Annotated in this window: 9 protein-coding genes and 2 pseudogenes; 3 read left to right on the top strand and 8 right to left on the bottom strand. The window is 72.8% G+C overall.

Going from position 1 to position 12,649, the window contains the following annotated elements; genetic code table 11:
- Window positions 1–530 precede the first annotated feature (530 nt).
- Window positions 531–1,583 carry a tryptophan--tRNA ligase gene (gene trpS / locus ACFF45_RS30615; RefSeq protein WP_381350014.1) on the top strand — a complete coding sequence of 351 codons (1,053 nt, stop codon included), beginning with the start codon at window positions 531–533 and terminating at the stop codon, window positions 1,581–1,583.
- Window positions 1,584–1,677: 94 nt separating this feature from the next.
- Here trpS and proC read toward each other — a convergent pair whose 3' ends face one another.
- From proC to ACFF45_RS30635, 4 genes and pseudogenes are all read right to left on the bottom strand, one after another.
- Window positions 1,678–2,490, bottom strand: coding sequence for a pyrroline-5-carboxylate reductase (gene proC / locus ACFF45_RS30620; RefSeq protein WP_381350015.1), 813 nt, complete (start codon window positions 2,488–2,490; stop codon window positions 1,678–1,680).
- 107 nt (window positions 2,491–2,597) lie between these two features.
- Window positions 2,598–2,811 (bottom strand): annotated as a pseudogene (locus tag ACFF45_RS30625) (ABC transporter permease); the annotation flags it as partial.
- Window positions 2,812–3,085: 274 nt separating this feature from the next.
- A pseudogene (locus tag ACFF45_RS30630) lies at window positions 3,086–3,588 on the bottom strand (EamA/RhaT family transporter).
- A 43-nt stretch (window positions 3,589–3,631) separates the two neighbouring features.
- A complete protein-coding gene (locus ACFF45_RS30635; protein ID WP_381350017.1) occupies window positions 3,632–4,060 on the bottom strand; it encodes an SH3 domain-containing protein in 429 nt (142 codons plus the stop codon).
- A 146-nt stretch (window positions 4,061–4,206) separates the two neighbouring features.
- On the opposite strand from ACFF45_RS30635, the gene ACFF45_RS30640 reads away from it, so the two are divergent.
- On the top strand, window positions 4,207–6,411 hold the full coding sequence (locus tag ACFF45_RS30640) for a serine/threonine-protein kinase (RefSeq protein WP_381350019.1): 2,205 nt from the start codon (window positions 4,207–4,209) through the stop codon (window positions 6,409–6,411).
- A gap of 442 nt (window positions 6,412–6,853) precedes the next feature.
- On the opposite strand, the gene ilvD is transcribed toward ACFF45_RS30640, so the two are convergent.
- The 4 genes from ilvD to ACFF45_RS30660 all read right to left on the bottom strand — a co-directional run bounded on the left by ilvD (window position 6,854) and on the right by ACFF45_RS30660 (window position 11,449).
- Window positions 6,854–8,707: a dihydroxy-acid dehydratase gene (gene ilvD, locus ACFF45_RS30645; RefSeq protein WP_381350020.1), complete on the bottom strand. Its 1,854-nt coding sequence runs from the start codon at window positions 8,705–8,707 to the stop codon at window positions 6,854–6,856.
- Between the two features lie 154 nt (window positions 8,708–8,861).
- Window positions 8,862–9,467, bottom strand: coding sequence for a TetR/AcrR family transcriptional regulator (locus tag ACFF45_RS30650; protein ID WP_381350021.1), 606 nt, complete (start codon window positions 9,465–9,467; stop codon window positions 8,862–8,864).
- Window positions 9,464–10,288, bottom strand: coding sequence for a sugar phosphate isomerase/epimerase family protein (locus ACFF45_RS30655; RefSeq protein ID WP_381350023.1), 825 nt, complete (start codon window positions 10,286–10,288; stop codon window positions 9,464–9,466). Before ACFF45_RS30655 ends, ACFF45_RS30650 begins: the two co-directional genes overlap by 4 nt.
- Before the next feature lie 207 nt (window positions 10,289–10,495).
- A complete protein-coding gene (locus tag ACFF45_RS30660) occupies window positions 10,496–11,449 on the bottom strand; it encodes a Ppx/GppA family phosphatase (RefSeq protein WP_381350024.1) in 954 nt (317 codons plus the stop codon).
- A gap of 83 nt (window positions 11,450–11,532) precedes the next feature.
- Here ACFF45_RS30660 and ACFF45_RS30665 point away from each other — a divergent pair, with 83 nt between their 5' ends.
- Entirely contained in the window at window positions 11,533–12,405 is an 873-nt protein-coding gene (locus tag ACFF45_RS30665) for a DUF3109 family protein (RefSeq protein WP_381350025.1), read from the top strand.
- Window positions 12,406–12,649: the final 244 nt, after the last annotated feature.

Raw genomic sequence — 12,649 nt, forward strand, 5'->3', positions numbered from 1 at the left:
TCTCGCGTTTCCCTTTCCGGCGCTTCCGACTCTATCAGAACCTTTTCGGCCTGATCCCCAGTCAGCGGGGTGCGTCTTCCCGGCCGTTGGGCCGTTCCGACGGGTGAGACTTTAGCGGATTCCTCGCTCCCGAGCTAATCGGGGGCTGCGTCCTTTCGGGCGCGGATTCCTCATTCCATAAATACACATACCAACGGCACGACAGCAGGCGACGGATCGACTGCTCGTCGAGAGTGGCTGGTACTTGCGGAATGGCCGTCCGGGGACCGACCGGAGTCGGCGCTCACGTCGGACAACTCGGAGCACACTACGGACTGGCCTGGGGCGTGTCAACTCGGGCCCCCGACCGCACCTCGCGGGCGTAGTCTGAGGACGTGACTGCGCATACGTGTACTCATCTGTGGTGGGCCGCCTGACGGCGGCCGGACGCACGTATGCACTCAACGGCCGCCGCCTCGGCGGCCGTTCTCGTATCTCCCTCCGGGAGGGTCGGCCGGCCGGTGCGGCGGCCTCGACCAGGAGGTGGAGAGATGACGCGGGTCTTCAGCGGGGTCAAGCCGACCGGGCATCTGACGCTCGGGAACTACCTCGGGGCCATGCGGCGGTGGGTCGGGGTGGATCAGCATCGGGCGGAGGCGCTGTTCTGCATCGTCGATCTGCACGCGCTCACCGTGGAGCACGATCCGGCGCGGGTGCGCAGGCTGAGCCGGCAGGCGGCGACGGTGCTGCTGGCGGCGGGGCTGGATCCCGAGCGGTGCACCGTCTTCGTGCAGAGCCATGTCGACGAGCACGCGCGGCTGTCGTACCTGCTGGAGTGCGTGGCGACCGACGGTGAGATGCGGCGGATGATCCAGTACCGGGAGAAGGCCGGGCTGGAGCGGGCGCGGGGCGGGAGTGTGCGGCTGTCCTTGTTGACGTATCCCGTGCTGATGGCGGCCGACATCCTGGCGTACCGGACCGACGAGGTGCCGGTGGGCGACGACCAGACGCAGCACGTGGAGCTGGCGCGGGATCTGGCGGTGCGGTTCAACCAGCGGTACGGGCACACGTTCGTGGTGCCCCGGGCCACGCATCCGGAGGTGGCGGCGCGGGTGATGAACCTTAAGGAGCCGGCGTCGAAGATGGGCAAGAGCGACGACTTCGGGCCGGGGATCGTCTATGTGCTCGATGAGCCGGACGTGGTGCGCAAGAAGGTCATGCGGGCGGTCACCGACAGCGGGCGGGACGTCGTGTACGACCGGGCGGGGCGGCCGGGGGTCGCGAATCTGCTGGAGATCCTGGCGGCGTGCACGGGTGGGAACCCATCGGACCTGGGCGGTGTGTATGAGTCGTACGGCGCCTTGAAGAAGGACACCGCGGAGGCGGTGGTGGAGGTCCTGAGGCCCGTGCAGGCGAGGCACAAGGAGCTGTGTGCGGATCCCGGCTATGTGGAGGGAGTGCTGCGGGATGGTGCGGAGCGGGCACGGGCGATGGCGCGGCCGACCGTGGATGCGGCGTATCGCGCGATCGGATTGCTGCCGGCTTCCTCGGACACGGAGGAAGCGGGCGCCGGCGTGGCGGCTGTGCTGAACACGGCCCGGTAGGGGTGTGAGCCGGCGGCGAGGCACGATGCGCGGTGGCGGCGCGTCGTGGCCTCGCCGCCCTGGCCGACACGGGGACGGGTGACCTCGGGCGGGGTCAGGTGTTGATGCCGGCGGCGAGCTGGCGGCTGCGGTCGCGGGCGGCTTCGAGGGCGGCGATGAGGGCGGCCCGTACGCCGTGGTTCTCGAGTTCGCGGATGGCGTTGATGGTGGTGCCGGCGGGGGAGGTGACGTTCTCGCGGAGCTTGACCGGGTGCTCGCCGCTGTCGCGGAGCATGGTGGCCGCGCCGATCGCGGACTGGACGATCAGGTCGTGCGCCTTGTCCCGGGGCAGGCCGAGCAGGATGCCGGCGTCGGTCATGGCTTCGACCAGGTAGAAGAAGTACGCCGGGCCGGAGCCGGAGAGGGCGGTGCAGGCGTCCTGCTGGGACTCGGGGACGCGCAGTGTCTTGCCGACGGAACCGAAGATCTCCTCGGTGTGGGAGAGGTCGGCTTCGCTGGCGTGGGTGCCGGCGGAGATGACGGACATGGCCTCGTCGACGAGGGCGGGGGTGTTCGTCATGACGCGGACGACCGGGGTGCCGGCGGCGAGGCGTGCCTCCAGGGAGGAGGTGGTGATGCCCGCCATGCCGCTGATGACGAGGCGGTCGGCGGGGACGTGCGGGGCGAGTTCGTCCAGGAGGGTGCCCATGTCCTGCGGCTTCACCGTGAGGATGAGGGTGTCGGCGGTCTTCGCGGCTTCCGGGTTGCCGACCGGGGTGACTCCGTAGCGGGTGCGGAGTTCCTCGGCCCGCTCCGGGCGGCGGGCGGTCACCAGGAGATCGGCGGGGGTCCAGCCGCCGCGGATCATTCCGCTGAGCAGGGCTTCGCCGATCTTGCCGGTGCCGAGGACTGCGACTTTCTGGGTCATGGTGCGGGGCCCTCCGGTGGGTGCGTCGTCCGGGTTCATCCTCGCACCGGGTGTGGGCACCGGGCTCGGTTGTCCGGTGGGCGGGATGTGCGCGGGCGCCCGGTGGGTCAGGTGGTGCGGCGGCGCGGCGTCGCCGCGCCGAGGGTGAGGACCGGCAGGGCGCAGCCCGCGGCGATCAGGACGTCGCGGACGAAGTCGGCCGTCAGTCGGTGTGCTGGAGGACTTCGTTCATGCCGTCGACGGCGTGGGACATGGGGAGGCCGTTGGAGATCGCCTCCAAGAGACGGGGTGCATGGTGTCGCGTGGGGTGAAGAGGCTGGGTGACGTCAAGGGGGGTGGTGCGGCGCGGGTGAGGGGGTGGATCGGGGTGTGCGGGAGGGTGGTGCCGGAGGGGCCGTTCCCGGGGTCGACGGCGAATACGTCGGCACCCCCGCCGGGCGTCAGGGCGGTGGTGGTGCCGGGGCGGTGTCGGTGACCGCCGTACGCGGGCCGGCGGCCGGACACTTGCGCGATGGGGTGGGAGAGGAAGGGCGTGCTCGTCGGCCGGGTGGCTGTGGGGTGCGGGTGCGGGGCCGGCTGTCCGCGTGTCCGGGGATCAGGCGCGGCGGGGCCTTTTCGCGGGGTTGCCGGTGCGGCGGGCGGTGCGCTTGCGGTGCTCGGCGAGGGCCGCTTCGTACTCGGCGCGGGGGAGTTTCTCGCCGGGGCCTCGGTCAGGGAGCGGCAGAAGTAGGCGAGGAGGGAGCCGACGAAGCCGATGGTGAGGAGGGAGCGGAGGGAGGACTGGCGATCGGGGTCGTGGCGCCTGGTGAACCCCTCCCAGGTGTGCCGGAAGGCGAGCGGGCTGCAGACCGCGAACATGACGACGACCAGGAGGGGGACGAAGACGCCCGTCTCGGCGAGCTGGATGCCCTCGTAGGCGAAGCGGAGCACCAGGCAGGCGGCGGTGGCCGCGGCGAGGGAGCCGGCGGACACGGCGATGCGGCGGGCCGTGTAGCCGGAGTCGCGGCCGACCCAGGTCGTGCCGAAGAAGCGCAGGGGTTCGGGGCGGGGCCCGCCGCCCGTGGGCTGGTCCGGGGTGCCGTTCTGGTGGTCGCTCACGGGTCGATTGTCGCCCCGGTCCGCGACGGGCCCCAGCGCGTGGTCAGGAGCAGCGGGGGGCGACGTAGCCGTCGGTGCCGGTCCTGACGTAGGCGTCGGAGACGTACTGGGAGTTGGCGATGCAGTCCCAGAGGTTGGTGGTGCCGTAGGGGCCGGTGACGGTGTCGCCGGGGCGCTGGCAGTAGATCGGGACGGTGGTGCCCTCGGGCAGGACGCGGACGATGCGGTAGGAGGTGCCGGGACCGCTGCGGACGTTGAGCCGGACGCCGGGGGCGACCGGGTAGGCGCGGACCAGCGTCGTGGCCGTCGCGGTGGCGTCCGGCGCCTCCGCTTCGGCCTCCGCCGACGCGGGCGCCTCCTCGGTGGCGGTCCCCGTCGAGGCGGCCGTCGCGGTCGCCTCCGCCGTAACCGCAGCCGTCAGTGCCGTCTCCTGCTCGCCCGGCTCCGCCGACTCGGTGTTCTCCGTGGCCATGTCGGCCTCCCCCCGTTTGGATGCCTGTGAACGGTTCACGCCAAAATGGCGTGGCGCACCGAGGCTAGCAAGCCCCAGGGGTTTCGCACGCAGCATCGACTAGGCTCAGCGCGTCGCGCGTGCGGACGGACACCCGGGGGTGAGAGATGCCGCCATGGCGCAACCCCGGTACGGACCCGGAAGCGGAATCGCAGCGGTACGCCGGGCAGTATCTGCTGGAGGCACAGCTCGGGGCCGGCGGCATGGGCGTGGTCCATCTGGCGCGGTCGGCCTCGGGGCTGCGGCTGGCCGTGAAGGTCGTGCACGCGCAGTTCGCGCAGGATCCCGAGTTCCGAGGCCGGTTCCGGCAGGAGGTCACGGCGGCCCGGCGGGTCAGCGGCGCGTTCACCGCGCCCGTCGTCGACGCCGATCCGGATGCCGGGCGGCCGTGGATGGCGACGCTCTACATCCCCGGTCCGACCCTCTCGGCGTATGTGAAGCGGAACGGCGCTCTGCCCGCTGCCCGGTTGCGGCAGTTGATGGCGGGGCTGGCGGAGGCACTGCGGGACATCCATCGGGTCGGGGTGGTGCACCGCGACCTCAAGCCCAGCAATGTGCTGCTCGCCGAGGACGGGCCGAAAGTCATCGACTTCGGCATCTCCCGGCCCTCGGACAGTGAACTGCGTACCGAGACCGGCAAGCTGATCGGCACGCCGCCGTTCATGGCGCCGGAGCAGTTCCGCAGGCCCCGGGACGTGGGGCCGGCCGCCGACGTGTTCGCGCTCGGGTCGCTCATCGTGCACGCGGCGACGGGCAGCGGGCCGTTCGACTCGGACAGCCCGTACCTGGTGGCGTATCAGGTCGTGCACGAGGAGGCGGACTTGACGGGGGTGCCGCGGGAACTCGTGCCGCTCGTCGCCCGTTGTCTGGCCAAGGAGCCGCAGGACCGGCCCACCCCGGACGAGCTGATGGCGGAGCTGCGGTCGCTGTCGGCGTCGTACGACACCCAGTCCTTCGTGTCCGACCCCCTCGTCTCCCCGCCCTTCGTACCCGAGCCCCTCATACCCGAGCAGCGCGCCGGCGAGCGGTCGTCGGCGTCCCCCGGCGGGCTTTCCGGCGGTGACCTGCCCACCCACCGGCGCCGGGTGCCCGCCGCGCCGGACACCGCCGCCCCGGACGTACCGGCCGAGGGCCGGCCCGGGCGGCGACGGTGGTGGGCGGTCGCCGCCGGGGCCGCCGCGCTCGCCGTCGCGGCCGGGGTCCTGGTGTCGGCCGGCACCGGGGAGCCGCGGGCGGCCGACGGGCCGCCGCAGGCCCAGCGGTTCCGGGCCTGGGACGTCGAGCTCACCGCGCGGGGCGCCGAGGCGAGCGGGATGCCGCAGTGCGCGTACGGGAGCGGCACGCTGTACTGCACGCGTCCCGGTGTCCTGGCCGCCGCCGTCGATCCGCTCGACGGGGAGATGTTGTGGGCGCGGGCGGGCGCGGGCCGGACCACCGACGGGAACGTGCAGCCGCCCGTGCTCGCGGGCGGCCTGCTGCACGTCGTCTCGGAGGGCAGCCGGCGCCTCACCGCGCTCGACCCGGCGACCGGCGAGACCCGCTGGAGCCTCGACATCGCCCCTTACGACGGCCGGATCGCGCACGTCGGCGGGGTGGTGCTGGTCACCGGCGCCGACTCGACGGTCACCGCGCTGGACGCGGCCACCGGCGAGCGGAAGTGGCGGCACCGGATCGCCGGGCTCACCGAGCCGGTGTTCCAGTCGTACGGCGGGCGGGTCGCGTACGCCGTCGACGCGGACGGCACGGGGACGCGGGTGACCGCGATGGACCCGGAGACCGGGGACGCGCGCTGGCAGCGACGGCTGGCGGGGGCGCTGACGCTGGTGGGCGCGCGGGAGAGCGTGCTGTGGTTCACGTCGACGTCCACGTCGTACGCGGACACGGACGCCGTCGTGCGGTACGACGCCGCGCGGGACAGCCGGCGCCGGGTCGCCCTGCGTTTCCCGGTGGCGGGGGCGCAGGCGGTCGTGGCGCGGGACGCGGTGTGTCTGCTGGGTGCCGACGGTGCGCTGACGGCGGTGGACACCGGGGCGTCGGAGCAGCTGTGGCGGCTGGAGACGTCCGTCAGTTTCCCGTCGGCGCCGGTGGTGGCCGGGCAGCGGCTGTACTTCAGCGCGGGGGACGGGCGGGTCGTCGCCGTCGACGTCGCGCGGGGGGAGGTGCTGGGGCAGACGGACGCACGGCCGGGGGCGGCGCGGGGGTCGGTGGTGTCCGGGCTGCCGCTGCCGGTCGCGGCGGACGGGAAGGTGTTCGCGGGGGCGCCGGACGGGGTGCTGTTCGCGGTGGACGGGGGGCGGGTGGCGGGGTGGTGAGCCGGCCGCGTGCGGTGTCCGGCGTCCGGCACTCCGCGTCCGGCGCCTGACGCCCCGCGCACCCGGCGCCCGGCGCCCCTGGCCCGGTCCCCGGCATCGGACACCCCGTCCCTGGGACACCTCGCTCGGCACTTCTCGCCCGGCATCCGACATCCCGCGCACCCGGCACCCCGCACCCCGCACCCGGCAGACAGCGGACGGCACCCCGCACCCCGCACCCCGCAGACAGCGGACGGCACCCCGCACCCCTCGCCCCTCGCCCCGCACCCCGCACCCGGCAGACAGCGGGCGGCGGACGGCGGACGGCGGACGGCGGACGGCGGACGGCGGACGGCGGACGGCGGACGAGACACCGACCCAGCCCTTCGCACCGGCACCCCGCCCCATCCCCGGCACGCGAAAGGGGCCGCCCGTCCGGGGCGGCCCCTCCTCTGTCGCCGGGTCAGCCCAGCTTGGTGACGTCCCGGACCGCGCCCTTGTCCGCGCTGGTCGCCATCGCGGCGTAGGCGCGCAGCGCGGCGGAGACCTTGCGCTCGCGGTTCCTGGGGGCGTACGCCCCGTTCAACGCCTGCTCGCGCCGTGCCAGTACCGCGTCGTCGACGAGCAGCTCGATCGAGCGGTTCGGGATGTCGATGCGGATGCGGTCACCGTCCTCGACGAGCGCGATGGTGCCGCCGGAGGCCGCCTCGGGAGAGGCGTGGCCGATGGACAGGCCGGAGGTGCCGCCGGAGAAGCGGCCGTCGGTGACCAGCGCGCAGGTCTTGCCGAGGCCGCGGCCCTTGAGGAAGGACGTCGGGTAGAGCATCTCCTGCATGCCGGGGCCGCCCTTGGGGCCCTCGTAGCGGATGACGACCACGTCGCCGTCGGTGACCTGCTTGTTGAGGATCTTCTCGACGGCCTCCTCCTGCGACTCGCAGACGACCGCCGGGCCCTCGAAGGTCCAGATCGACTCGTCGACACCGGCCGTCTTCACGACGCAGCCGTCGACCGCCAGGTTGCCCCTGAGGACGGCCAGGCCGCCGTCCTTGGAGTAGGCGTGCTCGGCGGAGCGGATGCAGCCGTTCTCGGCGTCGGTGTCCAGGGCCGCCCAGCGCTCGGACTGGGAGAAGGCCTCGGCGGAGCGGACGCAGCCGGGGGCCGCGTGCCACAGCTCGACGGCCTCGGGGGACGGGGAGCCGCCGCGCACGTCCCAGGTCTTCAGCCAGTCCGACAGGGACGGGCTGTGCACGGCGTGGACGTCCTCGTTGAGCAGGCCCGCGCGGTGCAGCTCGCCGAGCAGGGCCGGGATGCCGCCGGCGCGGTGCACGTCCTCCATGTAGTAGGTGCGGTCCTTGGCGACGTTGGGCGCGACCTTCGCCAGGCACGGGACCCGGCGGGAGACCGCGTCGATCTCCTCCAGGCCGAACGGGACGCCGGCCTCCTGGGCGGCGGCCAGCAGGTGCAGGATCGTGTTGGTGGAGCCGCCCATCGCGATGTCCAGGGCCATCGCGTTCTCGAAGGCCGCGAAGGTGGCGACGTTGCGCGGCAGGACCGAGTCGTCGTCCTGCTCGTAGTAGCGGCGGGTGATGTCCATGACCGTGCGGGCGGCGGTCTCGTAGAGCGCGCGGCGGGCCGTGTGGGTGGCCAGGGTCGAGCCGTTGCCCGGCAGGGACAGGCCGATGGCCTCGGTCAGGCAGTTCATCGAGTTGGCGGTGAACATGCCGGAACAGGAGCCGCAGGTCGGACAGGCGTTCTCCTCGATGCGGAGGATGTCCTCGTCCGAGATCTTGTCGTTCACGGCGTCGGAGATCGCGTCGACCAGGTCGAGGGTGCGGACCGTGCCGTCGACCAGGGTGGCGCGGCCGGACTCCATGGGGCCGCCGGAGACGAAGACCGTGGGGATGTTCAGCCGCAGGGCCGCGTTCAGCATGCCCGGGGTGATCTTGTCGCAGTTGGAGATGCAGACCAGGGCGTCGGCGCAGTGCGCCTCGACCATGTACTCCACGCTGTCCGCGATCAGGTCGCGGGAGGGCAGCGAGTACAGCATGCCGCCGTGGCCCATCGCGATGCCGTCGTCGACGGCGATCGTGTTGAACTCGCGCGGGATGCCGCCCGCCTCCCGGATCGCCTCGCTGACGATCCGGCCGACCGGCTGGAGGTGGGTGTGGCCCGGCACGAACTCGGTGAAGGAGTTCGCGACGGCGATGATCGGCTTCCGGCCGATGTCCGCACCGGGTACACCAGAGGCGCGCATAAGGGCGCGGGCGCCCGCCATGTTGCGACCGTGGGTGACTGTGCGGGACCTCAGCTCGGGCATCGTCGCTCGCTCCTTCGGAGAAATCTGACCTCTACGAGCCTACGCCGGTGCTCCAAAGGATGGACGTGGTGTCCGAAATGCGGGATGCGTGTCTCAGGCGAGCCCGTCGTCCGTCGCCGCCCGTCGCCGCCCATTGCGTGTCCTTCGCCGGCCGTCAGGGGCCGGTCAGATGTTCCTGTACGACCGGCGCGACGCGCCTGATGATGACTTCCATGTCGGCCGAGGCCAGCGGCTCCAGCTTGATCACGTACCGCATGAGGGTTACCCCGACCAGCTGCGCGGCCGCCAGTTCGGCGCGCAGTTCGGCGTCGGACCGGCCGAGCTGGGCGGCGACGGGGCGCAGCAGCTGGGCGGCGACGAGCCGGCGGAAGACGGCCGCGGCCATCTCGTTGGTCACGGCGGACCGGACGACGGCCAGCAGCGGCGTCCGGGTGACCGGGTTCTCCCAGATCCCGAGCAGGAACCGCGCGAACCGCTCCCCGACCCCCTCGGCCGGCCCTTCGAAGATCACGTCCGGCGCCTTCAGCGCGGGCGCGAAGACGGCTTCCACCGCCTCCTGGAAGACCTGCTCCTTGGTGCCGAAGTAGTGGTGCACCAGCGCCGAGTCCACGCCCGCCGCGTTGGCGATGCCGCGCACGGAGGCCTTCTCGTAGCCCCGCTCGGAGAACTCCTCGCGGGCCGCGGCGAGGATGCGGTCGCGGGTGCCGGCGGACTCCGTACGCGAAGGCCTGCCGCGTCCGCGGGCGGTCGCGCCGGTCATCGCCGGGGCGCCTTCGCGGTGAAGGCCAGGTGGAGCCGGGTGAAGGCCAGGGCCTCGGCGAGGTCGGCCTCGCGCTCGGCGCTGGACATGGCCCGGCGGGTGTTGACCTCGATCACGACATGGCCGTCGAAGCCGTTCAGCGCCAGGCGTTCCAGCAGCTCGGCGCAGGGCTGGGTGCCGCGGCCGGGGACCAGGTGCTCGTCCTTGTTGGAGCCGTTGCCGTCGGCGAGGTGGACGTGGCCGAGGCGGTCGCCCATGCGGTCGATCATGTGCAGGGCGTCGGTGCGGGCGGTCGCGGTGTGGCTGAGATCGATCGTGAAGTGCCGGTAGTCGTCCTTGGTGACGTCCCATTCGGGGGCGTACGCCAGCATCTCACGGTCGCGGTAGCGCCAGGGGTACATGTTCTCCACGGCGAACCGCACATCGGTCTCGTGCGCCATCCGCCAGACCCCGGCGACGAAGTCGCGCGCGTACTGGCGCTGCCAGCGGAACGGGGGGTGGACGACGACCGTGCTCGCGCCCAGCTTCTCGGCCGCCGCCCGGGCGCGCTGGAGCTTGGCCCACGGGTCGGTGGACCAGACGCGCTGCGTGATGAGCAGGCAGGGGGCGTGCACGGCGAGGATCGGGATCTGGTGGAAGTCGCTGAGCCGGCGCAGGGCCTCGATGTCCTGGCTGACGGGATCGTTCCACACCATGACCTCGACCCCGTCGTACCCGAGGCGCGCGGCGGTCTCGAAGGCCGTCGCCGTCGACTCCGGATAGACGGAGGCCGTCGACAGAGCGACCTTCGCATCCGGGATGCGTACGACTGGTTCTGCCACGGGGACAGGGTACGTGGGTCTGCGGCGTGAGCCAGGGTCGATGTGGGCCTGTTCACTGCCGAAAGGGACACCCGGGCGCTGTTTCGGTCGGTCCTGTGGCCGGTCTTGTCGATCTTGTGATCGATCTTGCGCCGGTGAGCCGCGCCCGGCTCCCCCGGACCCGCCGCTCCCGCCTCCGCCCCGCCTCCGCCCCGCCTCCGGCCCGCCTCAGCCCTCGCCCGGCCCGTTCCCGTCCGGCCCCATGTGGTCCAGGCGGCGCAGGATGACGCCCTCCCTGAGAGCCCACGGACAGATCTCCAGCGTCTCCACCCCGAACAGGTCCATGGCGGCCTCCGCCACCAGCGCGCCCGCGAGGAGCTGGCCCGCCCGGGCCTCGGAGACCCCGGGGAGCTCGGCGCGTTCCGCGGCGGTCATGGCGGAGAGGCGGGGGACCCAGGACTCCAGGGACTGCCGCTTGAGTTCGCGCTGGACGTACAGGCCCTCGGTGGAGCGGGCGGCGCCGCCGATGCGGGCGAGCTGCTTGAAGGTCTTGGAGGTGGCGACCACGTGGTCGGGGGCGCCGAAGCGCGCGAACTCGCCCACGGTGCGCGCGATCTCGGTACGGACATGGCGGCGCAGCGCCCGTATCTCGTCGGTGGCGGGCGGGTCGCCGGGCAGCCAGCCGGAGGTGAGCCGGCCGGCGCCGAGCGGCAGCGAGACGGCCGCGTCGGGCTCCTCGTCGATGCCGTACGCGATCTCCAGGGAGCCGCCGCCGATGTCCAGGACGAGCAGCTTGCCCGACGACCAGCCGAACCAGCGGCGCGCGGCGAGGAAGGTGAGCCGGGCCTCCTCGGCGCCGGTGAGGACCTGGAGGGCGACACCGGTCTCGCGCTGCACGCGCGCGAGGACCTCGTCGGCGTTGGTGGCCTCGCGCACGGCGGAGGTGGCGAACGGCAGCAGATCCTCGACGCCCTTGTCCTCGGCGGCCTGCAGCGCGTCATGGATCACGGCGATCAGCTTGTCGACGCCCTCGGGGCCGATGGCTCCGGCCTCGTCGAGGAGTTGGGCGAGGCGCAGTTCCGCCTTGTGCGAGTGCGCGGGCAGCGGGCACGCGCCGGGGTGTGCGTCCACCACCAGCAGGTGCACCGTATTGCTTCCCACGTCCAGGACACCGAGTCTCATGCACGGAACGCTACTGCCCGCCGCGCTGTGCACAGGCTCCGAGGCGGTGCCTGGACCGGCCGCGGGCGACTTACCCTGGACGGGTGCCAAAGACGAAAAAGGCGAAGAACGGCAAAGCAGACAAGATGGCCGAATCGGCCGCGGGTTCGTCCCAGGGTCTCTCGCCGGCGGAAGCGCCGAAGGGCGCGAGGCGGGTCCCGGCCGCAGCCGACGAGAAGGGCCTCGATTTCCCGCGCGCGTGGGTGGAGTTCCCGGATCCGGCGGACGACGAGCAGGTGTTCCGCTGCGATCTGACATGGCTGACCTCTCGCTGGAACTGCATCTTCGGCAGCGGCTGCCAGGGCATCCAGGCGGGCCGCGCGGACGACGGATGCTGCACGCTGGGCGCCCACTTCTCCGACGAGGACGACGAGCGTCGGGTCGCCGAACATGTGGCGAGACTCACACCGGAGATCTGGCAGAACCACGCCGAGGGCACCCGCGGCGGCTGGGTCTCCGAGGACGAGGAGGGCTCCCGGCAGACCCGGCCCTACCAGGGGTCGTGCATCTTCCAGAACCGGCCCGGATTCGCGGCCGGCGCCGGCTGCTCACTGCACATCCTCGCCGTGCGGGAGGGCCGCGAGCCGCTGGAGACCAAGCCGGACGTGTGCTGGCAGCTGCCGATCCGGCGGACGTACGACTGGATCGACCGGCCCGACGACACACGCGTGCTGCAGATCTCGATCGGTGAGTACGACCGTCGCGGCTGGGGTCCGGGCGGCCACGACCTGCACTGGTGGTGCACGTCGGCGACCTCGGCGCACGGCGCGGGGGAGCCGGTGTACGTCTCCTACCGGCCGGAGCTGACGGAGCTGATGGGCAAGGCGGGCTACGACCGGCTGGTCGAACTGTGCGAGCAGCGGCTGGCGTCGCAGCTGCCCCTGCTGGCGCCGCATCCGGCGGACCCGGTGGACTGACGCGGGTCCGATGCGGGGCCGGTGCGCGGCTGACGCGGGGATGGGGCTCCGCCTCCGTGATCCGCCGGCCGTCGCGCAGGCCCGGTGGACTGACGCGGGTCCGATGCGGGGCCGGTGCGCGGCTGACGCGGGGATGGGGCTCCGCCTCCGTGATCCGCCGGCCGTCGCGCAGGCCCGGTGGACTGACGCGGGACCGATGCGCGGCTGACACGGGAGGCAGGCTCCGCCTCCGCTGCGTGATCCG

The organism is Streptomyces cinereospinus (genome assembly GCF_042430725.1).
Classification (GTDB): domain Bacteria; phylum Actinomycetota; class Actinomycetes; order Streptomycetales; family Streptomycetaceae; genus Streptomyces; species Streptomyces cinereospinus.